The 25,094-nt window shown below is 59.7% G+C and carries 26 protein-coding genes; 14 read left to right on the forward strand and 12 right to left on the reverse strand.

Going from position 1 to position 25,094, the window contains the following annotated elements; translation table 11 throughout:
• Positions 1-54: 54 nt before the first annotated feature.
• From apnL to oiaX, 9 genes are all read right to left on the reverse strand, one after another.
• Positions 55-1,920, reverse strand: coding sequence for a D-apionate lactonase (apnL, locus tag BN1800_RS14400; protein ID WP_086998583.1), 1,866 nt, complete (start codon positions 1,918-1,920; stop codon positions 55-57).
• The gene (locus BN1800_RS14405; RefSeq protein WP_086998586.1) at positions 1,917-2,951 is read right to left on the reverse strand and encodes a Gfo/Idh/MocA family protein; all 1,035 of its coding nucleotides are present in this window, start codon (positions 2,949-2,951) and stop codon (positions 1,917-1,919) included. Before BN1800_RS14405 ends, apnL begins: the two co-directional genes overlap by 4 nt.
• 2 nt (positions 2,952-2,953) lie before the next feature.
• Positions 2,954-4,018, reverse strand: coding sequence for an ABC transporter permease (locus tag BN1800_RS14410; RefSeq protein WP_086998590.1), 1,065 nt, complete (start codon positions 4,016-4,018; stop codon positions 2,954-2,956).
• A complete protein-coding gene (locus tag BN1800_RS14415) occupies positions 4,018-5,562 on the reverse strand; it encodes a sugar ABC transporter ATP-binding protein (RefSeq protein WP_086998593.1) in 1,545 nt (514 codons plus the stop codon). The genes BN1800_RS14410 and BN1800_RS14415 overlap by 1 nt, the downstream gene beginning before the upstream one ends.
• Positions 5,563-5,565: 3 nt before the next feature.
• Positions 5,566-6,201, reverse strand: a complete 636-nt coding sequence (locus tag BN1800_RS14420; protein WP_086998596.1) for a DUF2291 family protein — start codon at positions 6,199-6,201, stop codon at positions 5,566-5,568.
• Between the two features lie 77 nt (positions 6,202-6,278).
• The gene (locus BN1800_RS14425; RefSeq protein WP_086998599.1) at positions 6,279-7,220 is read right to left on the reverse strand and encodes a D-ribose ABC transporter substrate-binding protein; all 942 of its coding nucleotides are present in this window, start codon (positions 7,218-7,220) and stop codon (positions 6,279-6,281) included.
• A 76-nt stretch (positions 7,221-7,296) separates the two neighbouring features.
• On the reverse strand, positions 7,297-8,124 hold the full coding sequence (locus BN1800_RS14430) for a phosphogluconate dehydrogenase C-terminal domain-containing protein (RefSeq protein WP_027511408.1): 828 nt from the start codon (positions 8,122-8,124) through the stop codon (positions 7,297-7,299).
• 151 nt (positions 8,125-8,275) lie between these two features.
• Positions 8,276-9,610: a four-carbon acid sugar kinase family protein gene (locus tag BN1800_RS14435; protein WP_086998713.1), complete on the reverse strand. Its 1,335-nt coding sequence runs from the start codon at positions 9,608-9,610 to the stop codon at positions 8,276-8,278.
• Positions 9,611-9,615: 5 nt separating this feature from the next.
• The gene (gene oiaX, locus BN1800_RS14440) at positions 9,616-10,872 is read right to left on the reverse strand and encodes a 3-oxo-isoapionate-4-phosphate decarboxylase OiaX (RefSeq protein ID WP_425299006.1); all 1,257 of its coding nucleotides are present in this window, start codon (positions 10,870-10,872) and stop codon (positions 9,616-9,618) included.
• Between the two features lie 174 nt (positions 10,873-11,046).
• Here oiaX and BN1800_RS14445 point away from each other — a divergent pair, with 174 nt between their 5' ends.
• The 4 genes from BN1800_RS14445 to BN1800_RS14460 all read left to right on the forward strand — a co-directional run bounded on the left by BN1800_RS14445 (position 11,047) and on the right by BN1800_RS14460 (position 13,022).
• Positions 11,047-11,751 carry a transcriptional regulator NanR gene (locus BN1800_RS14445; RefSeq protein ID WP_027511405.1) on the forward strand — a complete coding sequence of 235 codons (705 nt, stop codon included), beginning with the start codon at positions 11,047-11,049 and terminating at the stop codon, positions 11,749-11,751.
• Positions 11,752-12,016: 265 nt separating this feature from the next.
• Positions 12,017-12,367: a hypothetical protein gene (locus BN1800_RS14450; RefSeq protein WP_086998605.1), complete on the forward strand. Its 351-nt coding sequence runs from the start codon at positions 12,017-12,019 to the stop codon at positions 12,365-12,367.
• Between the two features lie 78 nt (positions 12,368-12,445).
• Positions 12,446-12,697 carry a hypothetical protein gene (locus BN1800_RS41400; RefSeq protein WP_179213792.1) on the forward strand — a complete coding sequence of 84 codons (252 nt, stop codon included), beginning with the start codon at positions 12,446-12,448 and terminating at the stop codon, positions 12,695-12,697.
• 115 nt (positions 12,698-12,812) lie between these two features.
• Positions 12,813-13,022, forward strand: coding sequence for a hypothetical protein (locus tag BN1800_RS14460; protein ID WP_027511402.1), 210 nt, complete (start codon positions 12,813-12,815; stop codon positions 13,020-13,022).
• Positions 13,023-13,115: 93 nt separating this feature from the next.
• On the opposite strand, the gene BN1800_RS14465 is transcribed toward BN1800_RS14460, so the two are convergent.
• A complete protein-coding gene (locus BN1800_RS14465) occupies positions 13,116-13,805 on the reverse strand; it encodes a TetR/AcrR family transcriptional regulator (protein ID WP_244564498.1) in 690 nt (229 codons plus the stop codon).
• Positions 13,806-13,931: 126 nt separating this feature from the next.
• Here BN1800_RS14465 and BN1800_RS14470 point away from each other — a divergent pair, with 126 nt between their 5' ends.
• The 6 genes from BN1800_RS14470 (at position 13,932) to BN1800_RS14495 (ending at position 20,716) form a co-directional block, all read left to right on the forward strand.
• Positions 13,932-14,966 carry an efflux RND transporter periplasmic adaptor subunit gene (locus tag BN1800_RS14470; RefSeq protein ID WP_027511400.1) on the forward strand — a complete coding sequence of 345 codons (1,035 nt, stop codon included), beginning with the start codon at positions 13,932-13,934 and terminating at the stop codon, positions 14,964-14,966.
• A 7-nt stretch (positions 14,967-14,973) separates the two neighbouring features.
• Positions 14,974-16,215: an ABC transporter permease gene (locus BN1800_RS14475; protein WP_086998614.1), complete on the forward strand. Its 1,242-nt coding sequence runs from the start codon at positions 14,974-14,976 to the stop codon at positions 16,213-16,215.
• Complete coding sequence (locus BN1800_RS14480; RefSeq protein ID WP_086998617.1) at positions 16,212-16,907, forward strand: ABC transporter ATP-binding protein; 696 nt, start codon at positions 16,212-16,214, stop codon at positions 16,905-16,907. Before BN1800_RS14475 ends, BN1800_RS14480 begins: the two co-directional genes overlap by 4 nt.
• 183 nt (positions 16,908-17,090) lie before the next feature.
• The gene (locus tag BN1800_RS14485) at positions 17,091-18,233 is read left to right on the forward strand and encodes a TRAP transporter substrate-binding protein (protein WP_027511397.1); all 1,143 of its coding nucleotides are present in this window, start codon (positions 17,091-17,093) and stop codon (positions 18,231-18,233) included.
• A gap of 75 nt (positions 18,234-18,308) precedes the next feature.
• Positions 18,309-18,977, forward strand: a complete 669-nt coding sequence (locus tag BN1800_RS14490) for a TRAP transporter small permease subunit (protein ID WP_027511396.1) — start codon at positions 18,309-18,311, stop codon at positions 18,975-18,977.
• On the forward strand, positions 18,974-20,716 hold the full coding sequence (locus tag BN1800_RS14495; RefSeq protein ID WP_086998620.1) for a TRAP transporter large permease: 1,743 nt from the start codon (positions 18,974-18,976) through the stop codon (positions 20,714-20,716). Before BN1800_RS14490 ends, BN1800_RS14495 begins: the two co-directional genes overlap by 4 nt.
• Before the next feature lie 62 nt (positions 20,717-20,778).
• Here the strand turns inward: BN1800_RS14495 and BN1800_RS14500 are convergent, their stop codons facing one another.
• Positions 20,779-21,138: an SPW repeat protein gene (locus BN1800_RS14500; RefSeq protein WP_027511394.1), complete on the reverse strand. Its 360-nt coding sequence runs from the start codon at positions 21,136-21,138 to the stop codon at positions 20,779-20,781.
• A gap of 254 nt (positions 21,139-21,392) precedes the next feature.
• Between BN1800_RS14500 and BN1800_RS14505 the strand changes: the two genes are divergently transcribed.
• Complete coding sequence (locus tag BN1800_RS14505) at positions 21,393-21,677, forward strand: acylphosphatase (protein WP_027511393.1); 285 nt, start codon at positions 21,393-21,395, stop codon at positions 21,675-21,677.
• A 143-nt stretch (positions 21,678-21,820) separates the two neighbouring features.
• Here BN1800_RS14505 and BN1800_RS14510 read toward each other — a convergent pair whose 3' ends face one another.
• A complete protein-coding gene (locus BN1800_RS14510; RefSeq protein WP_342210303.1) occupies positions 21,821-22,027 on the reverse strand; it encodes a hypothetical protein in 207 nt (68 codons plus the stop codon).
• A gap of 490 nt (positions 22,028-22,517) precedes the next feature.
• Here BN1800_RS14510 and BN1800_RS14515 point away from each other — a divergent pair, with 490 nt between their 5' ends.
• The 3 genes from BN1800_RS14515 to BN1800_RS14525 are packed head-to-tail and all read left to right on the forward strand — an operon-like array spanning position 22,518 to position 25,058.
• Entirely contained in the window at positions 22,518-22,955 is a 438-nt protein-coding gene (locus tag BN1800_RS14515) for a helix-turn-helix domain-containing protein (protein ID WP_086998719.1), read from the forward strand.
• 9 nt (positions 22,956-22,964) lie between these two features.
• The gene (locus BN1800_RS14520; protein WP_086998626.1) at positions 22,965-24,809 is read left to right on the forward strand and encodes a peptide antibiotic resistance protein; all 1,845 of its coding nucleotides are present in this window, start codon (positions 22,965-22,967) and stop codon (positions 24,807-24,809) included.
• A 24-nt stretch (positions 24,810-24,833) separates the two neighbouring features.
• Entirely contained in the window at positions 24,834-25,058 is a 225-nt protein-coding gene (locus tag BN1800_RS14525; protein WP_425299007.1) for a hypothetical protein, read from the forward strand.
• The last annotated feature ends 36 nt before the right edge of the window (positions 25,059-25,094 follow it).

A 25,094-nucleotide genomic window follows, 5' to 3' on the forward strand; every position in this document is an offset into this window, starting at 1 on the left:
ACCTCCTAACTGCTGTGCCGATTTCGGGTGCATCTGCCGGGACCTTGCCGGACTTCAATCCGCCAGTTCGATACGTTCGATAGCATACGGCCCTATTTTCAGAAAACTGCCGCTTAAGCCCTTCTGCAGCTGGAACGGGCTGAGATCGATCTGCTGTTCTTCCGCCGTTATGTTGACGAGATGGAGTATCTTTGCAGACGCCGGTTCGGCGATGAAAGCCAGCACCTCCGATGGCGCCGAAGAGGCGCACGCCTGCCATTTGCTTCCGGCAAGTGCCGCCAGTGACTTGACCGTATTGAAGACGGGGCGTTTGCCGCCGTCGGCGACCGGCTCGTCTCTACCGGCGATGAGGCCGAAGGACCCGGTGAGGGCCGACAACGTCAGGCATTCCAAATGAGCACCGAGCAGTTGGATTGCGTAAGCCATGGCGAACGCTTCGCTGAACAACCCATTATGCCGCGGGTCCGTGTTGGCCATCGGAATGCGGCTGCCGGCCGGATTATCCATCGTGCGGCTGCCGTATGGATTTTGCCGCATCGGAATGGTGGATGGGCCGATACGGTAGGGCATGTCGCCGTAGATCGACCGAACGGAGCGGGTGATGAAGGGTAGCGCTTCCAGCGTTTGCATGACGCTCAGGTCGTCGGCCGCGTGGACGATGGGATTGGTGCAGTGGGTGATGAAACCCAGCGCAACTGCCGGAACACGCTTGCGGTTGAGTTCGGTGAAATAGCTCAGCATGCCGCCACCGAGCCGGATGCCGGGGAAGGCCGCGCAGGCGGCGGCATAAATATCCTCGAGCGGCGGGCATTCCGGCCATTTGCTGCCGGGCGGCGTCGATTGCCGGTCAACGGAAGGCGAGATTGCAATCGCATCCGGCCGGAACCCGGCCATCTTAATCTGCTGCGCTATGTCGGCCGCTTCGCTCGCGGGCGATTGCTTGCAGGGCAGGGCTATCTCGAGGGTCGACTTGCCGGCATGCAGCTTCGTGACAGCGGCAAAGCCCTGCAGCGCTTCAATGCCATGCCCGGCAATCGGGTCGAAATGAAAGAGCAGTTCTTGCGGTTTGATGTCCGCAAGGACTGCCCGTGCAGCAAGCGTCGAGGCGGTTTCTTCCGGCGTGACGATCAGACCGATCGAAGGCATGACACCCCGGTTCTGCCCTCTCTCGATCTTTATCGAGCGCCGGTCGTTTCGCGCCCATGAAGTCTCGCCGCAGCGCCTGTCGTCGATCGTCAGCACGATCCGTTGTCTGACTGGTTCACCGGCTGCAATCTCATAGGGCCAGGGAAGGGCAAGTGGGCGGACATAGGTCTTGTAGGAGGCATCCGACCAATTGCGCTGGTCTTCCATCTCGAATGTATCGCCTTCCATCCGGCATTCCGCCATGACCCTCGGCAGGACGGTATGGGTGATGGCCCGCATGTCCTTGAAGGGCTGCCACGGATCGATGAGATCGGGAAAGCGCGTCTCCTCGCGCTGTCCGTCGACATGTTCGACTGTGACCGGCGTTCCGGCCACGCCGACGATCGGATGAAGGATACAGAAACCGCATCGATTGGTCTCAAACCCTGTCTTTGAGATCGCCTCCGCCTCGAAGACGAGATCATGGCGCGACGCGTAAATGCGGACATCAACGGCGAGTTCCGTCGCCTCTGGCCCGTTGCAGCGGGCCCGATACGCAACAGCGAAGCTGCCGTCCTGCTGCTCGATCTTTACGTCTTCGATCGTCGGATGGTAGGTGCCCCAGTCGCGGTCGCGCACCAGATAGGAAACAGCCCGAAGCACCTCCACGCCGTCATAGGCGACCGTGCGAAGATTGCCATGTGCAAGGTGGGCCGACAGCTTGCCCGCCGAAAGGTGAACCGGTGGCTCCTCCGCCTCGCGCGTGCCGTAGAGCAGGAAGGGCTCCGGTTTCATCGAAGCATCGCTCCGATATCGATGGTTTTGCCCGTCGCGGCACTGTCATAGGCGGCTTCCACCAGAGCGAAGGTCTTCAGATTATCGGCGCCCGAGGTCGAGGGCGCCTCGCCGGCGGCCAGCCGATCCGTCCAGTGCTGCTGAATGGCGAAGACACTTTCCTGGATGTTGTGCCAGGGGCGCGACGCCCAGGACAGCAGCCTGGGCGAGACATCGGTGACTTTCGTGCCCTGGGCGTCAGTCACCTCCAGCCGGTAGCCCTGCGAGAGGCGGATCGTTCCGTGCGACCCGTCCAGCTCGATCAATGTCTCGGGGAAAGGCTCGGTCGCAAGCCTGGTCGCGTAGCTGACGTCGACAACCGACGTTGCCCCGCTTTGGTGATCAAGGAGGATAGTTGCAACATCCTCGCCCCTGATGTTCGGATTGACGCGCCTGGTACGCGCGGTCAAAGCCGCGACGTCACCGAGAATGAAGCGAGCAATATCGAGCGTGTGGATTCCGAGGTCTTCGATAATGAAGCGCTCGCCGGCGGCAAGATAGGGCTGGCCGGAAAAGACGTCATAGGCCGAACGGAAGGAGAAACGGCCCCAGAAGGGTTCGCCGATTGCGCCCGCATCGAGAGCCCTCCTGACGGCCTGGATCGGTGTCTGCCAGCGGAAATTCTCGTGCACCATGAGCGGCACGCCGGCATCCCGGCATGCCTTCACCATGGCCTTGGCATCCGCCAGCGTCGTGGCGAACGGCTTCTGGCAAATGACGGGAACCTTGTGGCGGGCCGCCATCTCGACCAGCGGGTGATGGCTCTGCACGGTCGTCGCGATGTCGACGAAATCGAAGCCGCCGTCGGCAAAGAGTTGCGAGGCATCGCAGTAGCGGCGCGTGATGCCGAACTGTTCGCCGACGATCTTCAGCCGTTCGGAATCCCGGTCGCAGATTGCTGCGATCCTCGCGCCCTTTACATCGTTCCACGCATGCATCTGATTGACCGCGAAAAAGCCGCAGCCGATCAGGGCTCCCTTCAATTCCGTCATTCTCAACCTGCCTTTGCCATCTGCATGAGGCTCACGCGCTGCTGCAGGCGGCGCTGCGCCTGATCGACGACGACCGCGATGATGATAACGAGTCCCTTGATGACCATCTGCCAGAAGGAGCTTACGCCCATCATGACAAGGCCGTCGGAGAGAATGCCGATCACGAAAGCGCCGATGATCGTGCCGCCGATCGTGCCGCGGCCGCCTGACATCGAGGTGCCGCCGAGCACGGCTGCGGCAATCGCGTTGAGCTCGAGGTTCGTGCCGGTCGCCGGATGAGAGGCCATCAGCTCCGAGGAGATGACGAGGCCGACCAGTGCTGCGCAGAAGCCGGAGAACATATAGACGAACATCTTCACGCGGTTGACGCGGATGCCCGACATGCGGGCGGCGCGCTCATTTCCGCCGACGGCGAAGATATGCCGGCCGAGCGGCACGTAGCGGGCGAAATAGGCCGCCGCCAGCGCCACGACGATCAGCATCCAGACCGAAACCGGCAGGCCCAGAATGCTGCCTGAACCGAGATAGCTGAAGCCCTGATTGCCAAGTTCCTCCTTGCCGGCGAGATTCGGCAGCGTCTGGCCATCTGAATAAAGAAGCGCCATGCCGCGCGCCACATAGAGTGTGCCGAGGGTGGCAATAAACGGCGCAACGTTCAGCCGGGTAATCAGCAGACCGTTGATGGCGCCGATGACGATGCCGACAGTCATGACGATGATCATCACTTCGAGGATGTTGAAATAGACCGTGTAGCCGATCGGCAGTTCGATCCCGTAAAGGATCAGGCCGCCCGCCACCATGCCGCACAGGCCGACGATCGAGCCGACCGAAAGGTCGATGCCGCCGGTGATGATAACGAAAGTCATGCCGATCGCCAGAAACGCGTTCTGCGTCGCATGCTTCGACATCAGGATCATGTTCGCGGTCGACAGGAAGTTCGGCGCGAAGATCGAAAAGAAGATGATGACCGCAAAAAGCGCGATGAAGGTGCGCAGCTTCATCAACGTAAGCAGGAAGGATCCGCTGTTGGGGTCTTCGGCGGCGGCAATTTGGGTTGCTGTCGTCATCACGCATGGTTCCTTCTTATTTTATGCCCCTCGGCGGAAGCGGCGACAATTGCCTCCTCGGTCGCCTCCTTGCGGTCGAGGATGGTGACGAGACGTCCGTTGCTCATCACTGCGATGCGGTCCGAGAGCGCCATGACTTCTTCGAGATCGGAGGTCGAAAACAGGATTGCGAGCCCTTCGCCGGCGAGCCGCCGCATGGTGCGGAAGACATCGGCTTTGGCACCGACGTCAATGCCGCGCGACGGTTCGTCCATTAACAGGACTTTCGGGCCTGTCATTAGCGCCTTGCCGATGACGACCTTCTGCTGGTTGCCGCCGGACATGGAGGTGACTTCGAAATCGGGATTCCTGGCCTTGATCGAAAGATTGCGGATCGCATCTGCGATCGCTTTCCTCTCGCGGCCGAGATCGATGTGGAAGCCGGCTTTGACGAACTGGCCGAGGCTCGCCATGGTCAGGTTGTCGGCGATCGACATGGACTGCACCAGGCCCTCGCGCTGCCGGTCCTCGGGGATCAGGGCCAGTCCAAGCTGGATGCGGCGGGTCGTATCCCGCGCCTTCAGCTCCTTGCCGTCGAGAAAGATCCTGCCGGTGCAGTGTTCGTGGCGGCCCATGATGCATTCGAAGAACTCGCTGCGGCCGGCCCCCATCAGGCCGTAGATGCCGAGGATCTCGCCTTTCCTAATTGAAAGCGATACGTGATCGACGGCAAAGCCGCCATGCAGGCGCGGCAGGCAGATCTCCTCGGTGCGGAGCACTTCTTCGCCTACGGTGTGGCCGATCTGCTTGGCGAAATCCTTGGCATCTGAGCCGATCATCGAGTGTACGATCCAGCGCGTATCGATATCCTTCACCATGGCGTGCCCGGTGATCTGACCGTCCTTTAGCACCGTGATGTAGTCGCCGATGGTCATCAGCTCCTCAAGCCGGTGCGAAATGTAGACGATCGCCACCCCTTGCGCCTTGAGCTCCCGGATCACCCGGAACAGGATGTCGACTTCGGCGGCGCTCAAGGCCGAGGTCGGCTCGTCCATGATCAGGATACGGGTATTGAGCGAGACGGCGCGGGCGATCTCGACGAGTTGCTGCTGGCCGATCGGCAAGTCTTCCGCAAGCGTGCCGGCGGAGATGCCGGCTTCGACCCGGTTCAGGAATTCATTGGCTTTTGCGACCTGCGCCCGATGGTCGATACCGCGGATGCCGCGCGTCAGTTCGCGGGTCGCAAAGATGTTCTCGGCGACCGACAGGTTGCCGAACAGGTTGAGCTCCTGGAAGACGATGCCGATGCCGTGGCGTACGGCATCTGCCGGGCTGTCGAGATGGATGCGCTCCCCGTCCATCCAGATTTCGCCGAGGGTTGGACGCTCAACACCGGCGATGATGCGCATCAGGGTCGATTTGCCAGCGCCATTCTCGCCGACCAGCACGTTTACTGCACCGCGACGAAGCTTCAAATTCGCCTTCTTGACGGCGACAATGCCGGAATAGGCTTTGGTGATGTCGCGAAGCTCAAGAATGACATCGCCATCGTCGATTTCGGACATTGCTCAGCTCCCGATGGTGATTGTAGCAGGCACGAACTGCGGCAGTTGACCGCCGGTGGGCAGCGGATAGGCGCCGACGGCGGCGAGTTTTTTGCCCCTCAGGCCCTGGCGCGGCAGTTTATCGAGCAGGGTACTGTTGACATGGGTGTTGAACGATTTTCCGTATTGCGCCCATGCGATCTGGTTCTTGAACTCGTTGAAATTTACGAAATTCAGGCTGTCACGCAGCGCAGTGCCGCGGATCGCCGGACCGATCGAGACCCGCACATCAGCCTTAGAATCGCCGTCGACATCGACGTCGACATAGGCAGCCCGCGATTTTGTCTCCTCGGCGACGATCATGCCGTCCACCTTGGCGGCGAAGGTCCAGGGGGCATTGCCCTGCTTTTCCTTATGGCCATATTTCGCGGCTGCCGCGTCGAGGTCACTCCCTGAAAGGGCCGTGACATCCTGGAAGCTGCCGGCACGCTCGTTGAGATAGGGGATGACCTTTGAATCCCAGATTGCGGCCACCATGCTGTCCGGATCGAAGGCTTGCTTGGCGGCTTGCTGCTGCTCGTCAGCGGTTTTCACGAATTTGCAGCCGGACATCGCCAGCGTACAGGCAAGCAAAATTGTGGCGGCTCGCATCTGCAGCATTAAACGCACTCCATCATTGAATATTGCTGCAGGGCAGGGATGGTGTCCCTGCCCTGCGCATTGAGCCCTTGGGAGAATTATTGGGTCAGGGCGAAGGTCTCGAGCTTGGGGGCGTTGTCGGACGTGATCAGCACGCAGTCCATCAATTGCTTTTCCTCAGCCGGTTTTTTGCCGGTCTTGATGTAGGCGTCGGCCTGGACGACGGCCATCTGCGCCTGGGCATAGGCCGGCTGCATGACAGTCGCCTTGATGCCGTCTGTCTTGATCGAGTCGCGCACGTCGTTCGAACCGTCGAAGCCGACCACGATCACATCCTTTCGACCGGCAGCCTGCAGAGCGGCGATCGCACCCATGGCCATCGTGTCGTTGCCGGCGATCACGCCCTGGATGTCAGGATTGGCCTGCAGGATGGTTTCCATCTTGGAGTAGCCCTCCGTCTGGCTCCAATTTGCGGACTGCTGGGCAAGCATCTTCATGTCGGGATATTCGTCGATGACGTCGTGATAGCCCTTCGAGCGGATACCGGCATTGAGGTCGGCTTCGCGCCCGAGAAGCTCGACGTAGTTACCCTTTTCGCCCATCAGGCGGACGAACTCTTCGGCGCCGAGCTGCGCGCCCTGATAATTGTTGGAGACGATCTGTGAGACGGCGATGCCGGTGGCGTTGATTTCGCGGTCGATCAAGAAAGAAGGAACGCCTGCATCCTTGGCTTTCTGGACCGCAGCGATCGATGCTTCCGAGCCGGCATTGTCGAGGATGATCGCCTTGGCCCCGCGGCCGATTGCGGTATCGACCAGCTGCGACTGCTTGTTGGCGTCGTCGTCATGGACGAGAACTAGCGTGTCGTAGCCGAGTTCCTTGGCCTTGGCTTCTGCGCCGACGGCTTCCGCCTTGAAAAACGGATTGTCGTGGGACGGGGTGATGATGGCGATCAAATCAGCGGAATAGGCCGGAATCGCCGCGCCCAATGCAAGGACGCCGGCAAAGGCTGCAAGTGTCAGTCTGCGAGTAAATTTCATGTTATCCTCCCGATTATCAATGAAGCCCTATTTCCCATTAGGGCGGTGAGGGGACGGCTCGCCGTCCCGGGGTCGATCAAGTGATGCGTCGAATGCTCTCGGCGATCTCCTGAGGTTCGAAGACGTTCTTCCAGTCGTCGCGCATGAGCGCGGGGATGCCGAACTCGATGGCCTTGTTGCAGGCGTCCGAAAACACACCATCGACTTCCTTGAAAATGACGGCGCCCAGCACGTTCATGTGGCCTAGCAGGAAGTCGCGTGCGGCTTCTGCCGGAACGCCACGGGCGATGCACTCGTCCATCGCCTGGCGCATGACGACGAGCAGAGAGGCGCAGACGGTTTCCGAAAGACCGGGCTCCAGCATTGCCATCTGCTCGACGGTCACGCGATGCGAGCGCATGACCGGCGCCCAGATGACCTTGGCTATCTCCTCGCCGAGCGCATAGGCGCTTTCCGGACCTTGCATGAGGGCGGAGACAATATGCTGCTTGGCGAAAAGACCGCCGAAATGGTCCTTCTTCGCCTTCATGTCGGTCTCGTCGTTGAAGATCGGCGGATGGCAGGGATGGGTGACGAAAAAGGTAAGGTCGTCCCGCCTTGGCAGGTGGCCAGCGAAAGGTGCGGCCGCATCGAGCGCAACGACCATCGTTCCCGGCTTCAGCTTGCCCGCGATACCGGCTGCGACCTTTCCGATCGCCGTATCCGGAACTGCAAGAATGACAACCTCTGCAACATCGAGAGCTTCATCGGCTGAGACGCAATCGACACCGAGGTCGTTTTTCAGGCGTGCCTTGCCCGCGTCGCTAACCTCGACATGACGGACGCCAAAACGCGAATCTTTGAGATTCTTGGCAAGCCGGTATCCCATTTTTCCGCCGGCGCCGAAAAGGGCAATTACAGTCATGTTTTCTCACCTCATGGGATTTTCAGCATTGATATCGCAACTGGTATGATGAGTCAATCACTCTACCACTGCGGCGAGGTGTCCGGCAAAGCTCAGCGCCTCGCCGAGCGTCTTGGTCATCTTGAAGCTGGTCCCGACCCGATAGGTCATCTCAGGCCCTCCTTCCGTCGCGGATCTGCGGGAAGTAGCCGTCACTTCCGACCTGGCCGCCCTTCAGCGCGATCTGCAGTCCGTTGGTCGGCGAATAGCCGCCATGAGCGACGCAGAGCGGCGACCCGGGCGTCTGGGGAAGGGGCAGAAGGGTCGTCAGTGCTTCCACACGCAGCTCCTTGAGCGCGTGGCTGGACGTATCGCCGCCGGCGATGACGGCGCGGGTTAGCCCCTCACTTTCGACGAGGCGGCGCAGGATCGTACCCAGCGCCTGCCCGAGCCGGTGACGGGCGCCGGGGACGCGATCTATATCAGTTCCGCGATCTGCGGACGGACCAAGCGCGGTGTGGAGAAGGACGCTCCGGCCCGCCTTCAATTTTTCGATGCCGGCTGCCACCGCCACTTCGATCGCGCGCTCGGCGCTTTCTCCGGCAAGGGAAAGGGGATCAAGGTCGATGCCCTCGAAGCCGTCGGAAAGGGCAGTCCGGATTTGCCGTTCGGTGGTGGGAGAGACGCTGCCGGAAACGACGGCGAGACGATCGACCTTGCCCGGCGATGCGAATTCCGTGTTTTCGCCGACCAGGCCTGTTGCCCGCCAGGCGCTCAGCAATGCGTATTCGACGCCGGATGAGCCGGCGACGAAAAAGCCGCCTTTGTTCTTGAGACGCCACAGCTGCTCGCCGGCCGCCGCCTGGGATTCTGCGGAGTCGACATCGAGCAGCAGGATGCCGGCGTTTCCGCTCACCAGATCGTCGATCCGCGCGCTCGCATCCGGCGCGGTGATCATCGCAAGGTCCGCAAGTGCGACGGGCAGGCTGGTCTGCCTGCCGAGATGAAGGGCAAGATCGGACTCGCCCATCGGCGTGACGGGGTGCAGGCTCATCACGGGATGCCGGTCGATGCGAAAGACACGGCCCTGATAGGCTGCGAACAGATGGCCGAAGGCGGTGTAACGTTTGAGCTGCGGTGCCCCGACGATGAGGGGCGCGAAAGGCTGGGCAAACACCGCCTTACCGATCTCGATCGCCTTGCCAATGCTGCCGGTGCGCGGGCTGGAATCGAACGTGGAGCAGACCTTATAATGACAGATTGCCGCGTTGAGCCCCTTCAACCATTCGAAGGCCGGAGCAAGATGTTGCTGCATCCATTCCGGGCTTTCGCTGCGGCTCGTTCCGGCGATGCCGATCGCCAGGCAATCCGAAAAACGCTCGAGCATCTCCGGCCGCGGGATGCCGAGGAACAGCACCGTGGGAATTCCATTCGAGGCAAGGGCTTCCATCACGTCGGTGGAGCCCGTGAAATCATCGCCGTAGTAGCTGACGAGAAGGTCATTCATTGCCGTCACGCCGCCTTGCCGTTGCTGAACTTGGCGATCGAAGCGGCGAGCTCCGGATGATCCTTGGCATATTCGTCCAGAGGAATGCCGGCGACGGCGGCCTGCCAGGCCTGCTGGACGGCGCGCACGCCCGCCGCTGGCCCGCCCGGATGGCTGACGATGCCGCCGCCGCAGAGGTAGAGAAGGTCGGTCGTCTGTCCGGTCCGCCGATAGGTCTCCGGTGCCTGTCCGCCCCATTGACCTGACCCGGCGACGGGAAGCGGACGGTCGGATGGATCGAAAAGCGGCGCGCTGACTGCCTTGAAGGATTCGACGAAACTGTCGTCCGGTTCCCAGTATTTCACCCGGATGCCGTTGATCTGGAACTGGTCAACGCCAAGCAGCCGCCAGAACTGCTGGTAGACCTTGAAATCCATTCCCGCGCCTGGATGGCGGGTGAGGATGTCCCAGCCGTTGCGATGGGCGTGCAGCACGAGCCGCGACCGCTTGCGCAGGAAACTCATGCCGCCGAAACCGATCGAATTGATATTGACGACGGCGCAGTTTCCGCCGGCCCTCAGGACAAGATCGTGGTTGCGCATCATCTCGTCGGGATCGGCATGCGAGATGCCGAAGGCATACATCACCTTCTTGCCGGTCTTCTGTTCGCGATCGAGGATCAGCGGCATGATCGCCGCTATGCGGTCCTTGAGCGGCGAGTAGGCCGGACTCATCAGCTTCTCGTCGTCCTTGATGAAATCGACGCCGGACTCGATAAGTTCACCGGTCAGCTCCGCCGTTTCGTGCGGCCGCAGGCCGAGGGCCGGCTTCACGATCGTGCCGATGATCGGGCGCCCCTCGACGCCAGTCAGGCGCCGGCTGCCGGCAATCCCGAATTGCGGGCCGGGATGCGCATCCTTGAACGCCTCCGGCAACTTCATGCCGACGACGCGGATGCCAGTCATGCCCTTGATCGAATAGACGCCGCCGATGGCAATCGTCATCAGCGCGGAAAGATCGGTGCCGATCGCATCGAGCGGAAAGGCGATATCGACATCGGCGCGCTTTAGCCGCGCTACGCCGGTTGCGACTTCCGGCCAAGTCGGGCGCTCAGCATCCTCCAGCGGCTGTATCGCCAGAACGCGTGCCGCGACGCGCGCCTTAAGTTCCTCCGTCTCACCCGGGACTGGAACGAATGTGCCGGTGGACTGGTCGCTGGCGATCTTGTTCGCCATTGCCTCAATGCTGCCCGGCGTCTCGATGCGGTAGGTGAGGGTGATCATGAATCGCAGTCTCCTTTCCGCCAGCGAGATTATCATGGCGTCAACTCATTTGCTGGTATAATGAGTACTCCGCATTCTGCAACGAAAATCTTCCCGATATGATTTTCACCGGCGTGCTTTGTTGTCGGAGTGTAAAGATGTTAAGGGAGGGGAGATTTGAGTCAGCGAGACGCCATGACCCCAGCAATCGAGCAAATTGTCCGTCGGAAACTCTCTGACGAGGTGTTTGATCGATTAGAGCGGATGATCACGTCGGGCGAGTTGAAGCCGGGCGACGAAATGCCGTCCGAACGCGTGCTCATGGAGCGCTTCGGCGTCGGGCGCCCTGCAATACGCGAAGCGATGCAATCACTTGCCAACAAGGGGCTCGTGAATATCTCCCACGGCGAACGAGCCAAGGTGCTGCAACTGACGGCGCAGTCGATCTTCCGTCAGGTCGATCTGACGGCGAAGATCATGCTGTCCCAATCAGCCGATTCTCTGGAATACCTGAAGAGCGCCCGGATTTTCTTCGAGCGGGGCATGGCGCGGGAGGCCGCCCAGCGCGCAAGGCAAAATGACATCGACGATCTTCGCGCGATCATCGCGCGCCAGCGCCGCTCGCTAGGACATGCAGAAGACTTCATCGCTGCGGATATGCAATTTCATACGCGGATTGCGCAGATTTCCGGCAATCCGATATTCGCCGCAGTCAGCGAGGCAATGCTCGCATGGCTGAAGGAATATCACACGGAAATGCTCATCTGGACCGGCAAGGAGAAGTTTACGCTGGTGGAGCACGAGGAGATCGTCGAACGGCTCGCAGCCAACGACGCCGATGGCGCCGAGGCGGCAGTCCTGAAGCATCTCGAACGCTCCAGGGCGCTTTACACGAAGTAAAGCACCAAGCGCGGGAAGGGCCGATTGTGCTGACAAAATGCTCTTTCGGCTTTCGCGAAACGTGTTCAATAGCAGGCTATTAATATTCTCGGGTTTCTGCGGCGGTCCAGGCGGGCTCAAAACCCGTATCAAAAGCCGGTTGCGACCTGTCTCATGCCGAATCGCAGGCTATCCGAAGAGGCGCTCGGCGTTCATGAGCCGTTAATCGTAAACCTGGCATTTGGGTATTCCGCAGGGGTTGGGCTCTAATCTCGACGGAGACAGAATGAAAAAGCTAATCATGTCCACGCTCATCGTCGCTATGGCGGCAACCAGCGTCCTTGCGGTGACAGGCGCTGCGTCAGCACAGGAATGGCGCCGGCGGCCGCACTACGACTATCCGCCACCGCCTCCGCCGCGCAGGCGCCACCATCATGACAATGGCGCAGCTATTGCGGGCGGTTTGGCTGCCGGAGTGATCGGTGGCCTCATTGGCGGAGCGATCGTCAACAACAGCGGGCCGCGTTACATCGATCCACCGGCGCCACCTCCCCCACGCTGCTGGTTCGAGGATCGTCGAGTGCGCAACGCCTACGATGGCGGTTGGCACATGGAAAGCATCCGCGTCTGCCGATAGACAGCCTGCAAGTCATGGAAAAAGGCCGGCCGGACGAAACTCGCACCGACCTTCTCCGATTGTCTCCCGGAAGGCATCGTGCCGGTGAGCCCGATGCCGTTTACCGAGACCAAGTATCGACACTGGACGCATAACGAAAGCTCCGGCAGGGTCATGTGTGCCTTGACGGGTGTCGTCAACGAGATCCGGTTTAGCCATCGGCAACGACTTCACGAGCAGCCCCGGCCTCTCGCGCGCCTCGCCGTACAGGCCTCCCTCGGCCGCATGGTGGAGAACGTGGAGCGTGATCAGTCCGGAAAGCCATTCCTGATGTTCCATTTCGCGCCTTAAAACCCGCTCTCAAAAATCGCTATTGGGAACCGAGGGTAGAGATATCGAGTTAGACAGACCTGGAACGCGCTAACGTGATGCGGTGGGTGTGAAATTCAACCACAGGAGAATTCCAATGATCAGCCAAATAGATCGTGACCCGCGTCACCACACGCAGAAGATGCGGCAACGCTTGCAGGAAATCATGGATCACCTGCGCGAGGACGTCGAGAAGGTTGAGGAGCCGCAGCTGAAAGCCATGTTCGAAACCGCTGCCGAGGTGCTTGGTGGCCTGAAGAAGGCATTCAGCGACTACGAACAGAAGAATGAGAAGGCGTGGCGATGAAGACGGCACGGTCACGCCTTTGCCGCCCGGCGTCCCAGCCGGCATGAACTTCCAACGGCCCAAGCGTGACCGGCATCCACATCTGTTTCCTAATCATCGCGAGCCCTTGAGCAAGGCCCTGGCAAAACCCGATTGGGCGACCTCGATTGTTCCTTCCGGCAGCTTCAGCACACGGTCGACGGCAATGCCATAGAGCCTGAGGCGGTCATCGAGCATCCGGACAGCCTGCTCGACGTTGCCCTGTCTGCTCAAAAGCAGGGCATTGTGCATCACGTCGCCGAGCGAAAGGCGAAACTGCAGAAGCATTTCTGCGAAGGCTCTCGGATCCGGCGCGTCGAAGACGCCTTCCTCGGTTCCCCGCCGCAGGATATCGGCCAAAAGCGGCGCGACGATGCGGGTGACGGCCTGATCGATCCGGTGGAACAAGACAATATTTTCCGGACGGAAAATGACGTCGAAGATTGCGCGCAGTTGCGGTGCCAGTTCGACCTTCAGACGCCGCGACCCGGCAAAGAGCGTGTTCAGCCGGCCCACGGCGTCGAGCGCAGGGTCGTCGAGGATCGGTTGAAGTTCCTCCAGACTTTCGCGTGCGAGCCGGGCGGCGAAGGCCTCAAGCAGCGCCTCCTTCGAGGAAAAATAATGATAGAAGGCGCCCTTCGACACCCCCGCTTCACGGATGATGTCGTTGACAGTCGTATTTTCGTAGCCATGTGCAAAGAAGAGCCGCTGAGCACAATCCAGCAGTTCGGCGGAGCGGATTTCTGGTTGTTTTTTGACCCGCATCAAGGCGTTCGTTTCTTTCCTTGGGACGATCGTGACTGGCAGAAGATCGATGCGACGTGCACCGATAGCGCTTTTATTATTCCTTTATAGACCGACGGTCGGTCTAATGCTATATCGAACTTCGAAATGAGATCGATGTCGAGGCAGAAAAGCGTGAAACCGCTGCGTATGGTTCCCGTTGTTGCGGTTCTGGCTGCGGTCGCCGGTCTTGCGGCCTGGTATGTGTGGCGGCCCGTTCCGGTATCCGTGGTCGCTCCCTCACGCGGGAATGCGGCCGAAATCGTCTACGCAAGCGGGGTCGTTGAACCCGTCACCTGGGCAAAGGTGACGCCGCTGGTGCGTGAACGGATCGTCGAGCAGTGCAATTGCGAGGGCTCTTCCGTCGAGAAGGGCGACATTCTCGCCCGCCTCGACGACAGCGAGGCGAGAGCGGCGCTTGCCGAGCTCGAGGCACGGCTTTCCCTGGCGGAGCAGGAATTGCGGCGCTACAATCTGATGGTGGAGAAGAACACCGCCGCGCAGCAGTCGGTCGACCGGGCGAGCAGCGAGGTCGACCAGTTGAAAGCTCTGGCGGTTGGTCAAAGGGCGCGGCTCGACAGCTATATCATTCGCGCGCCCATCAATGGTTTCGTGCTTCGTCAGGACGGTGAGGTCGGAGAAGTCGCAGATCTCGGAACAGCCCTCTTCTGGGTAGGGGAGCAGAAACCCCTGCTCGTGGTTGCGGACGTCAATGAGGAAGACATCCCAAGGCTCCGGTTGGGGCAAAAGGCCCTGCTCAAATCCGACGCCTTCAGGGATAGGACTCTCGATGCGACTGTCAGCAACATCACGCCGAAGGGCGATCCGGTGACGAAGACCTATCGCGTAAAGCTGCTGCTGCCGGACGATACGCCGCTCATGATCGGCATGTCGACGGATGTGAACGTCGTCGTCCGCGTGTCGGAAAATACCCTGCTGCTCCCCTCCGTTGCCGCCGAGGCAAACAAGGTCTTCACGATCGAGGAGGATAGGGCGCGGCTTCGAGAGATCAGAACCGGTATCCGCGGCCCGAACGGCATCGAGATACTGTCCGGGCTCGATGAAAAGGCGCATGTGGTCTCGCCTTTTCCGCAGGATATCAAGGATGGTGCCCGCGTTGCGATAACCGGTGCTGTAAAGTGAGGCCAGGATGCGGCTGATCCTCGAAATCGCTTTTACCCATATTGCCGGGCGTGGCCGGCAGACGCTCGTCGCGGTATTTGGCGTCGCCGTCGGCGTCGGCTTTTCCATTGCCATGGCCGCACTCATGCAGGGTGGCCAAGATGATTTCGTGGAACAGCTCGTCAACACCATGCCGCACATTGAGATCACCGACGAGCAGCGAACGGCTCGCCAGCAACCAGCCGAATCCGTGTTCGACACAACGGAGATCTTCGGGCTCAGGCCGCGCGAAGACCGTCGCGGTATCATCAATCCGACAGCGGCACTTTCCTGGCTGGAGGCATGGGTTCCTGGCCGGCTCGCGCCGGACCTGAAGTTGCAGGGTGTCATTCATTACTCCAGCCGCGAAGTCGGGGCATCGGTGATCGGCATCGAGCCGGCTGCCGAACGCGGCGTTTCGCCGATCATCGGCGATTTCGTCGAGGGAAGCTTCGCGGCTCTTTCGGCAGGCGGCAACAATATCGTCATTGGCGATACGATGGCCAACCGCCTGGGTGCCGGCCTGAACGATACGATTACAGCCGTTTCCTCCGAAGGGCTCACCCGCAATTTCAAGATCGTCGGCCTCTTCCATACCGGTACGACAGCCCGTGATGAGGGCGAGGCCTACGTGTTGCTCAAGAATGCGCAGATCCTGAGCGCCCGCGCAAATGCGATCAACGAGATCCGCGTCAAGCTCGCCAATCCCGACGATGCGCCTGCAGCCGCACGACGGATCGAGGCGGAGCTCGGCTACAGGGCGGAAGCCTGGCAGGAGGCCAATGAATCGCTCCTCGAAGCACTCGTGATCCGCAATGTCATTATGTACACCGTGGTTGCGGCAATCATGCTGGTCGCGGGTTTCGGCATCTTCAACATCATCTCGACGATCACCCACGAAAAGGCGCGCGATATTGCCATCATGAAGTCGCTCGGCTTCGGAGAGGCCGATATGCGGCGCCTGTTCCTGCTCGAAGGTGTGGTGATCGGGGCCGCGGGGTCGGCGCTCGGTTGGCTGCTGGGCTTTGCGCTTGTCTATGCCCTGTCGCTGGTACGCTTCGAGCTTGCCGCGACCGGGCAAGAAATGACGCATCTGCCGATCGCCTGGAGTATCCTGCATTATCTGATAGCCTCCGGCTTCGCGCTCGGTTCGGCGGCATTCGCCGGCTATCTTCCCGCCCGGCGCGCAGCGCGTCTCAACCCCGTCGACATCATAAGGGGTGCCACATGAGTGCGCTGATCGAGGCGAGGAACCTGACGCGCATTCTCAAGGAGACTGTTCCCGTTACGCTGGTCCAGGATATTTCCCTGACGCTTGCCGAGCAGGAATTCGTTGCGATCACCGGCCCGTCCGGTTCCGGAAAATCGTCATTGCTGTATTTGCTGGGGCTGCTCGACGAGCCGACGAGCGGCACGCTTTCGATCGGCGGCAGAGACACGGCACCGATGGACGAACAGGAGCGTGCCGAGACCCGCCTCTCCATGTTGGGTTTCGTCTTCCAGTTCCATTTCCTGCTGCCGGAATTCACGGCTCGCGAGAACATCGAGATCCCGATGCGCAAGCTCGGACGGCTGAACCGGTCCGCCATGCGCAGGCGGGGCGAGGAACTCCTGACGTCGCTCGGCCTGGCCGATCATATGGACAAGAGACCGGATCAGCTCTCGGGCGGGCAACGCCAGCGGGTTGCCGTCGCCCGCGCCCTCGCAAACGACCCACCGATCGTCCTCGCCGACGAACCGACCGGAAGCCTCGACAGCCAGAATTCCGAGCAGGTCTTCTCGATCCTTGAGGCGCTCGTGCGCGAACGCGGCAAGACCGTTGTCGCCGTCACCCATGATCTCGACATGGCTGCTCGTATGGATCGGCGCATCCATCTCATGGATGGCAAGATCGAGGATGGCGCAACGGCAAGCGCCGAATAGTGTGTCGAGCTATTTTCAGCGGATGCTTAACTGTTCTTTCCTGCAATCTTTGCTTGGGGCTGATTGAGGAGTATTATCTAAAGTTAAGATAAGATTGCGAGCGGGATGCGGGCGGAAAACTGCATCCCTTTCCTCATCCCGCTCCATTAAGGGCGAGAAAGCCCATGCTTTCGGGAGGAAGAGATGAAACGCGGAATCCGTGTCAGGGAACAAACGTCGCGTCGCAAATTCCTAAGCGGCGCTGCCATGGCCGGCGCGGCGATGATCGCGGCACCAAACGTCGTCAAGGCGCAGGGGCCGGTCAACATGCGCTGGCAGAGCACTTGGCCCTCCAAGGATATATTTCACGAATTCGCGCTCGATTTCGCCAAGAAGGTCAACGACATGACCGGTGGGGACCTCAAGATCGAGGTGCTGCCTGCGGGCGCCGTGGTGCCGGCATTCGGTCTGCTCGACGCGGTCTCTCAAGGAACGCTCGACGGCGGTCACGGCGTGCTCGTCTACCATTATGGAAAGCAAACCGCGCTGGCGCTGTGGGGCTCCGGCCCTGGCTTCGCGATGGATGCCAACATGCTGCTCGCATGGCACAAATATGGTGGTGGCAAGGAGCTGCTTGCCAAGCTTTACGAGTCGATCGGCGCGAATGTCGTTTCGTTTCCTTATGGGCCGATGCCGACGCAACCGCTCGGCTGGTTCAAGAAGCCGGTCGCCAAGGTCGAGGATATCCAAGGCCTGAAGTTCCGCACCGTCGGCATTTCCATCGACGTGTTCACCGCTCTCGGTGCAGCGGTCAATGCGCTGCCGGCTGGCGAGATCGTTGCGGCGTTGGATCGTGGCCTGCTTGACGCGGCCGAGTTCAATAATGCCTCGTCCGACCGAGTGCTCGGCTTCCCGGATGTCTCGAAGATCTGCATGCTGCAGGGCTATCACCAGAATGCCGAGCAGTTCGAGATCCTGTTCAACAAGACAAAATATGACGGCCTGCCCGACCAGATGAAGGCGATCATCGCCAATGCGGTCGAGGCGGCGTCTCAGGATATGGCCTGGAAAGCGATCGACCGCTATTCGAAAGACTATGCCGAGATGCAGACGGTCGACAAGGTGAAGTTCTACAAGACGCCGGAGGCGATCCTCAAAAGGCAATTGGAGGTTTACGACGAGGTCGTAAAGAAGAAGGCCGGCGAAAACCCGCTGTTCAAGGAAATCCTCGAATCGCAAATCGCCTTTGCGGAGCGGGCAACGAGATGGGAGCAGGACACTGTCGTCGGCCGGCGGCTGGTCTTTGATCATTACTTCGGGAAGGACGGCGTGGCGAAGGAACTCTGACGCGTGAATTCGGGCATCGCCGGGCAGAAGACCCGGTGATGCTTGCGGTGAAGATAGGCGCTTCCGGAGGCACGCGTGAACGTTCAACATTTTCTGCTCAGGGTGGATGCCATCAGCGTGTGGGTTGGAAAGGCTTCGGCCTGGCTCATCATCGGCCTGATGATGCTCGTTTGCGTCGAGGTCTTCAAGCGCTACATCATGAACATGCCGACGGCGTGGATCTTCGACGCCAGCAACATGTTCTACGGCACGCTCTTCATGCTCGCTGGAGCCTATGCGCTGGCACAGAATGCCCATGTGCGCGGCGATTTTCTCTACAGCTCGCTAAAGCCCCGGACCCAGGCTGCACTCGATCTCGTCCTGTACATCGTCTTCTTCCTGCCGGGCGTCGCCGCTCTCGTTTATGCGGGTTATGACTACGCCGCACTTTCCTGGCGGATCGGCGAGCATTCGACCGTGACGGCGGAAGGGCCGCCGATCTATTACTTCAAGACCGTCATTCCGGTGGCCGGTGCGCTCGTCATGCTGCAAGGTCTTGCCGAGATCGCGCGCTGCATCGTCTGCCTGAGGACCGGAGCATGGCCGGCCCGGCTCAAGGATGTAGAGGAAATCGATGTTGTTGCCGAGCAGCTTGCGCAGAGCGAACACGTAGATGCGGAGACGCGCCAGGCGGCGATCGAGCGCGCCCAGAACATCGACCGCGCGGCGCGGCAACGGGGGCTTGGGGGAGACAGCGAGACATGAGCGATCCGTTCCTCGGAATGACGATGCTGATGCTCATCGTGATCGTCATCATGATGGGGTTCCCGACGGCTTTCACGCTGATGGGCCTCGGAATGCTCTTCGGCTTCTACGCCTTCTATAATCCGGCCGAGCACTGGATCGACAATCGCGTCTTCGACCTGATGGTTCAGCGCACATACGGCGCAATGACCAACGACGTGCTGATCTCCATCCCGCTCTTCGTACTCATGGGCTATGTGATGGAGCGGGGAGCGCTGGTCGACAAAATGTTCTACAGCATCCAGCTTTCGTTCCGGCGGGTGCCGGCGTCGCTTGCCGTGGCGACACTGATCGTTTGCACCTTCTGGGGGATTGCGAGCGGCCTCGTCGGCGCCGTTGTCGTGCTGATGGGGGTGATCGCCATGAACCCGATGCTGCGGGCAGGCTACGACGTGAAACTCGCGTCCGGCGTCATCACCGCTGGCGGCACACTGGGCATTCTCATCCCGCCCTCGGTGATGATCATCGTCTATGCGGCGGTCGCGGGGCAATCCGTGGTCAAGCTCTATGCCGCCGCGATGTTTCCCGGCTTCTTCCTCGCGTTCCTCTATCTGGCCTATATTCTAGGCTGGGCGACGATCAACCCGAAGATCGCGCCGTCCCTGCCCGAGGAGCAGACACGGGTTCCGGTTGCAGGCTGGATGCGCAGTCTTCAGGCGGCCTACTCGCAAAACATGCTTGTCGGACTTCTGCGCGCATTGGTGTCGCCGTCGAAGGCGATGACGATGGAGACGGATGAGGGACGGCTTACTTACTGGAAGCTCCTCAAGAACTTCGGCGCAGCGCTCGTGCCCTTTTCCTTGACAGCATTCATGTTGCTCCTGGTGTGGTGGTACGTCGTCATCTATCAGCGGGCGTCCTCTGAGGCGGAGGCCCCGGAAGGGCTGGAGCAACTCGGCGCGCCTACTGCGGATGCGGGGCAGGCGGTGGCCAATGGCCCGACGACGAGCTTTTACGTGTCGTTCGCGCTCGTCGCCGCAATCGCTGCAGCGGTACTTGTCCGCTACTATCGCAACATGGGTGCTGAGAGGCTTCAGGTCGTGAAACTTCTGGTTTCCTCCGTCATGCCGCTTGCGATTCTCACCGTCGTCGTGCTCGCCGTCATTCTGTTCGGGATCACGACTGCGACGGAGTCCGCCGCAGTCGGTGCGGCTGGCGCCTTCCTGCTGGCGTTCCAGGCGCGAACGCTCAACTGGAAGCGCACCAAGGAAGCGGTGTTCCTGACTGCGAAGACGACGGCGATGGTGTGCTGGCTCTTTGTCGGCTCGGCGCTCTTCTCCGCCGTTTTCGCCATTCTCGGCGGTCAAGCGCTGATCGAAGAATGGGTGCTGGCGCTTAGTCTGACGCCGGTGCAGTTCATGATCCTGTCTCAGGCAATCATCTTCATTCTCGGCTGGCCGCTTGAATGGACGGAGATCATCATCATCTTCGTGCCGATCTTTCTGCCGATGCTGCGGCATTTCGATATCGACCCGATCCTTTGGGGCGTCCTCGTCTTCGTCAATCTGCAAGCAGCGTTCCTGTCGCCGCCGGTGGCGATGTCGGCTTATTATCTCAAGGGGGTCTCACCGCCGCACGTCACCCTCAACCAGATCTTTGCGGGGATGATGCCCTACATGCTGATCGTTATCCTCTGCATGATCATCATGTATATTTGGCCGGGCATGATCCTCTGGCTTCCGAACTATCTGTACGGCTAAAACAAATTGGCCCGCCGCTCGGCAGCAGCGGGCTTTTGCAATATCAGGCTCCGCGTCTGCGCTTAAGCGTGAGCTTGGGGATGGTGAACATCCCAGACTGCCCATAGCGATACGGCGGCGATGAGCACTCCCATAACGACGGCCGTCCACATCGCGCTCGCATTGGCCGCAAAACCGAGCAGCCAGGGAGACACGACCATCCAGAGGCCGATCACCAGATTTGCCCATTCCTCCCATTCAGCGAATACCGAAAGCGCTGCGACCGTCAGCGCGCCGAGGATAACTGCGGCGATCCATGCGTTCCAGCTCGGCATGGTTTCAGCTGAAAAGCCGATGACCCACGGCGAGATGAACAAGCATACCGCCAGGACCAGATTCGCCCAATCCTGACTCTTCTTTCCTTCCATCCAAGTGTTTGCCATGACAACCTCCACTATGAGGCTCCACCAGCCCCATCTCGCGTGAACCTCACGCTTAAGTATATAAGTAATTTCTCAAATACTTAGTTCAAGAGGTCGCGCGGAAGACGCTCCAGCCATGAGTCAGAATTACAGCCACATAAACAGATCGTTTCAAACGAACGGGATTGCGTCGCTGGCAGGTTTTGCAGCGCAGGCGAACTTGCATTTTCTTTCACGCATTTCAGATTCAAAAAGAGGTATTGACGGAGGTGGTCATGACGGATGATCGCAAGGCAACACTCGTGCACATATCGGGAAGGGTGCAGGGCGTCAGCTTCCGCATCTGGACGAAGGCCCAGGCACAGGGGCTCGGCCTGACCGGTTGGGTGCGCAACGAGTACGACGGCACTGTGACCGCTTTGATCTCCGGGCCGGATGCGGCGATCGGAGAGATGTTAAGGCAGTTTTGGAACGGCCCGATCGGCGCGTCGGTTTCCAGCGTCATGACAGAGCCGGCTTCTCCGGACGAGGCGCCATCGGACTTCCGGATTACACACTGACGCTGGGCTGGCTCCGGACGGGCACGTTGCCATCGCCGGATGTTGATGCCGGTTCACCCAGACTGCCGTTATCGCGTGGCGCACCTCCTGCGCCACGCCGATGGATAGCATACTGAGCCAGATGCCGGCGGGTCCGGAACCGGCTAGTGCTTTGCCGAATGCTGCTTGGCAATCGTGAGAATATAGTCATCAGCGATATCGGCGATCGCCATGGCGATCTCCGCTGGTGTAAACTCAACCAGCCTCTCGCTGAAAATGATCTGGTGAACGGCTTCTTCGATCTTCTGCCGGCAGGCAAAAAGACGATCGGCATGATTGACCTGTATAATAGGTAACTCCATGGCACTCATAGCTCCGATCTTTTGGCGGCAGTCATTGCACGCCTTGTAGCTGGACATTAATGATACAGTGCTTGCTATGTGTCGACGCATCGGTTGGCGATGACGAAACCGTCAATAACTTCATCCAATTGCCTCGACTGAGCAGCAGGATAAGCTGACGCAACGGCTGGTCGCGCGTCGGCCCTTGGCCGCAACGCTCCAAACATTGACGCTGGAAACATAGTTGCAAAAGCCGAGTTCGTGCGTGAAATCGGCGTGACACAATCTTAAATAGCATGCAGTATTGTTGCGCGTAGAAATAAAGCTCATCCTGAGACCTGCCGCGCGCAATTATCTCGGCAGCCCGATATCGGGACTGAAACAGGCAACACTTGCAGCAAAAAACATAACAAAGATCTGTGAAGGAAAAGCAAGAATATCGTGCAAAATAAATTCGCCTTTAGTTGCATTTTCCCCGAAATGCACCATGATGCACTTAACATGCGCCATGAGGGGCACCATGAAGGCCAAATCACCAAATGCCATTGATGTATATGTGGGTGGCCGCGTCCGGCTCCGGCGCAAGGTTCTTGGCTTGAGCCAAGGTAGTTTAGCGGATGCCTTGGGTATTACGTTTCAGCAGATACAAAAATACGAGAAAGGCGCGAACCGAATAGGTGCCAGCAGACTCCAGCGGATAGCGGAGATTCTTTGTGTCCCCGTCGGTTTCTTTTTCGAGAACGATGCGGCCGTCTCAGCCGATGTCGACGCAAGGCGTGAGACGAATGAGGTCGCGCTGTTCATAACGTCGAAGGAAGGTCTGGCGCTCAGCAAGGCATTCCTTGCGATCGAGGACGCTAACATCCGTCAAAAATTGCTTGCCCTTACCAGAAGCCTTGGCTCTACAAGCGTGGTCGAGAACGATGGCGACGGTTCCAATCAGGTAGAAACCACGTGAGGATAGTCTGTGCTGTATCTGCAGACATTTGGTGATCTGCGACTGACCGACGCGAACGGCAATTCTATTCGATACCCGGCCAAGGGCCTGGTGATGGTCGCCTATTTGTTCACCCGAAAGACCCGCGAGCTAAGCCGTCACGAGGTGGCGGAGTTTCTGTGGACCGAAGCAGAAACTGAGCTGTCGGGGCTTAATCTGCGCAAGCTGATTTCACGCATTCGCCAGATAGACGAGAGCACGAACGAGCCGCTACTTCATATCGCGGCCAGTTCGATCCGGCTCCGCACGGAGGCCGTTGCCGTCGATCTCCAGGCTCTCGATAGCGCCAAGCCTCCGTTGGAACAATTGAGGGCGATCAGCGGGCTGCTTCAGCGGGATTTTATGGGAAGCGTAAAGCCTGCAACCAGATCGATCGACAGCTGGATTACGGGAGAGCGCCGGAACCATCGATTGAAGCTACGGGAAGCGCTCTTCGGCGCCTTGCCGCATGCTCAAAGCAACGACGACTTCCGGGCGATATCCGGCGCCGGCCTTTATCTCCTTGAGAAGGACCCGGACGATGAAGAAACCAGGGAAATGCTTCGCCGGCTACCTGGAGCCAGTTTGGCTGACGGGGACAGGAGTGAAAGGGTAAGCGGGCCAAAGATCCACGCTCTGCCATTGAGCGAGCAAGACAAGCTTGTTCGCTTGGAGCCTGGCAAATCTTCGCCTTCGGTCCTTCCTCGAGTTGTGCTGCTTCCGCCAATCCCGCAGGGGCATGTCGCCGGGCTCGCCATTGCCAACGCCTTGATCGAAGACGTCACCATCGAGCTTTGCGCGCTTCGCAATATCTCTATCGTCGCACCGCACACGGCCGAGCAGATTCGCCGCGATTCCGACAAAGCCCAGGTCGTTGCCCGGCATTCGATCTCCTATCTCCTTGAAACGCGGCTTTCGGTTGAAGGCCTTTATGCCCAGCTTATCTATTTTCCCACCGACGAGGTCATCTGGGCAATGCGCTTTACGATGACATCGGATGCCTTGCCGACGCAAAGGCGGCTCATCGCGCAGCGGCTGACCTCTTCGCTGGTGCAAGAGCTGGCGAAGAACGAGCAGGCCAGATTGAACATTGAGGCCGATCCGCAGGCATACCATTCCTATCTCGTCGGCGCGAGCTTGGTGGGCAAGCTGACGTTGCCTCATATCCGCAGGGCACGCACGGCGTTCAAGGAGGCCCTTCGGCACAATCCCAACTTCTCGCCCGCATTTGCTGCTCTTGCCCGCACTTATACGAGTGAGTGGCTCGTGACCGCGCAGGGGAACGAGGAACTGCTGCGTCTGGCGGAAACGAATGCGGTCAAGGCCATAGAGGGGGATTCGGAATTCGCCGGCGGACATCGAGAATTGGGGGTCGCCAAGCTTTATCTCGGTGACGTTGACCACAGCGTTTCCGCCCTCAGCTTGGCGGAGGAATTGAGCCCCCATTTTGCCGACGTCATATACAGCCACGCTGACACGCTCGTGCACGCGTCGCGCCCTGGTGAGGCATTGTCGAAAATAACGAGAGCGATCTCGCTCAATCCTATATCGCCCGATGCCTACTTTTGGTGCGCAGCGGGAGCGAGTTACTTCCTTGAGCAATATGAAGACGCAATCGGTTATGTGGAGCTGATGAAGGACAAAGCGCCGGCTCACCGGATTGCTGCGGCAAGCTGTGCGATGATGGGTGACCGAAAGCGAGCGCAGTTTTACCGACAGCGTGCAGCAATGCTGAATCCTGTGTTTGACGTGGAGAAATGGCTCTCTGTCGTTCCTTTCAAGGAACAGTGGCAGAAGGACCTTTATCGTGAAGGCCTTTTGAAAGCTGGATTTTAGAAATAAACCTAAGGAGAAAAATTCATGGAAATGACTGAAAAAGCTGTCGTTTTTGCTGTTACGGGAGAAGCGGATCTCTGGATTGCCGATCTCGACAACGGCACGGTAAAGCGGCTCGGCGCGCCGACCGGCGAATTGGCGCAAGTTGCCGATCTGCGGAAGAATGGCGGAACCTTCGTCAAAAAGGTGGATTTTGCCATCGCCGTTTCGTCGGCGGCGGCAGTCTTTTCCGGTCACGTCGACGGTTGAGATGCTGCCCTGACAGCTTTTCAAGCCGTTTCACAT

Source organism: Rhizobium sullae, assembly GCF_900169785.1.
Classification (GTDB): Bacteria; Pseudomonadota; Alphaproteobacteria; order Rhizobiales; family Rhizobiaceae; genus Rhizobium; species Rhizobium sullae.

What these genes read in the sequence shown, in the direction of transcription:
- BN1800_RS14405 (WP_086998586.1), bottom strand. Translation starts at nt 2,951, where the DNA reads ATGACGGAATTGAAGGGAGCCCTGATCGGCTGCGGCTTTTTCGCGGTC.
- BN1800_RS14430 (WP_027511408.1), bottom strand. Translation starts at nt 8,124, where the DNA reads ATGACTGTAATTGCCCTTTTCGGCGCCGGCGGAAAAATGGGATACCGG.
- BN1800_RS14470 (WP_027511400.1), top strand. Translation starts at nt 13,932, where the DNA reads ATGAGATCGATGTCGAGGCAGAAAAGCGTGAAACCGCTGCGTATGGTT.
- BN1800_RS14435 (WP_086998713.1), bottom strand. Translation starts at nt 9,610, where the DNA reads ATGAATGACCTTCTCGTCAGCTACTACGGCGATGATTTCACGGGCTCC.
- BN1800_RS14500 (WP_027511394.1), bottom strand. Translation starts at nt 21,138, where the DNA reads ATGGCAAACACTTGGATGGAAGGAAAGAAGAGTCAGGATTGGGCGAAT.
- oiaX (WP_425299006.1), bottom strand. Translation starts at nt 10,872, where the DNA reads ATGATCACCCTCACCTACCGCATCGAGACGCCGGGCAGCATTGAGGCA.
- BN1800_RS14525 (WP_425299007.1), top strand. Translation starts at nt 24,834, where the DNA reads ATGGAAATGACTGAAAAAGCTGTCGTTTTTGCTGTTACGGGAGAAGCG.
- BN1800_RS14510 (WP_342210303.1), bottom strand. Translation starts at nt 22,027, where the DNA reads ATGAGTGCCATGGAGTTACCTATTATACAGGTCAATCATGCCGATCGT.
- BN1800_RS14465 (WP_244564498.1), bottom strand. Translation starts at nt 13,805, where the DNA reads ATGCGGGTCAAAAAACAACCAGAAATCCGCTCCGCCGAACTGCTGGAT.
- BN1800_RS14425 (WP_086998599.1), bottom strand. Translation starts at nt 7,220, where the DNA reads ATGAAATTTACTCGCAGACTGACACTTGCAGCCTTTGCCGGCGTCCTT.
- BN1800_RS14460 (WP_027511402.1), top strand. Translation starts at nt 12,813, where the DNA reads ATGATCAGCCAAATAGATCGTGACCCGCGTCACCACACGCAGAAGATG.
- BN1800_RS14515 (WP_086998719.1), top strand. Translation starts at nt 22,518, where the DNA reads ATGAAGGCCAAATCACCAAATGCCATTGATGTATATGTGGGTGGCCGC.
- BN1800_RS14450 (WP_086998605.1), top strand. Translation starts at nt 12,017, where the DNA reads ATGAAAAAGCTAATCATGTCCACGCTCATCGTCGCTATGGCGGCAACC.
- BN1800_RS14410 (WP_086998590.1), bottom strand. Translation starts at nt 4,018, where the DNA reads ATGACGACAGCAACCCAAATTGCCGCCGCCGAAGACCCCAACAGCGGA.
- BN1800_RS14480 (WP_086998617.1), top strand. Translation starts at nt 16,212, where the DNA reads ATGAGTGCGCTGATCGAGGCGAGGAACCTGACGCGCATTCTCAAGGAG.
- apnL (WP_086998583.1), bottom strand. Translation starts at nt 1,920, where the DNA reads ATGAAACCGGAGCCCTTCCTGCTCTACGGCACGCGCGAGGCGGAGGAG.
- BN1800_RS14420 (WP_086998596.1), bottom strand. Translation starts at nt 6,201, where the DNA reads ATGCTGCAGATGCGAGCCGCCACAATTTTGCTTGCCTGTACGCTGGCG.
- BN1800_RS14445 (WP_027511405.1), top strand. Translation starts at nt 11,047, where the DNA reads ATGACCCCAGCAATCGAGCAAATTGTCCGTCGGAAACTCTCTGACGAG.
- BN1800_RS14495 (WP_086998620.1), top strand. Translation starts at nt 18,974, where the DNA reads ATGAGCGATCCGTTCCTCGGAATGACGATGCTGATGCTCATCGTGATC.
- BN1800_RS14505 (WP_027511393.1), top strand. Translation starts at nt 21,393, where the DNA reads ATGACGGATGATCGCAAGGCAACACTCGTGCACATATCGGGAAGGGTG.
- BN1800_RS14485 (WP_027511397.1), top strand. Translation starts at nt 17,091, where the DNA reads ATGAAACGCGGAATCCGTGTCAGGGAACAAACGTCGCGTCGCAAATTC.
- BN1800_RS14415 (WP_086998593.1), bottom strand. Translation starts at nt 5,562, where the DNA reads ATGTCCGAAATCGACGATGGCGATGTCATTCTTGAGCTTCGCGACATC.
- BN1800_RS14475 (WP_086998614.1), top strand. Translation starts at nt 14,974, where the DNA reads ATGCGGCTGATCCTCGAAATCGCTTTTACCCATATTGCCGGGCGTGGC.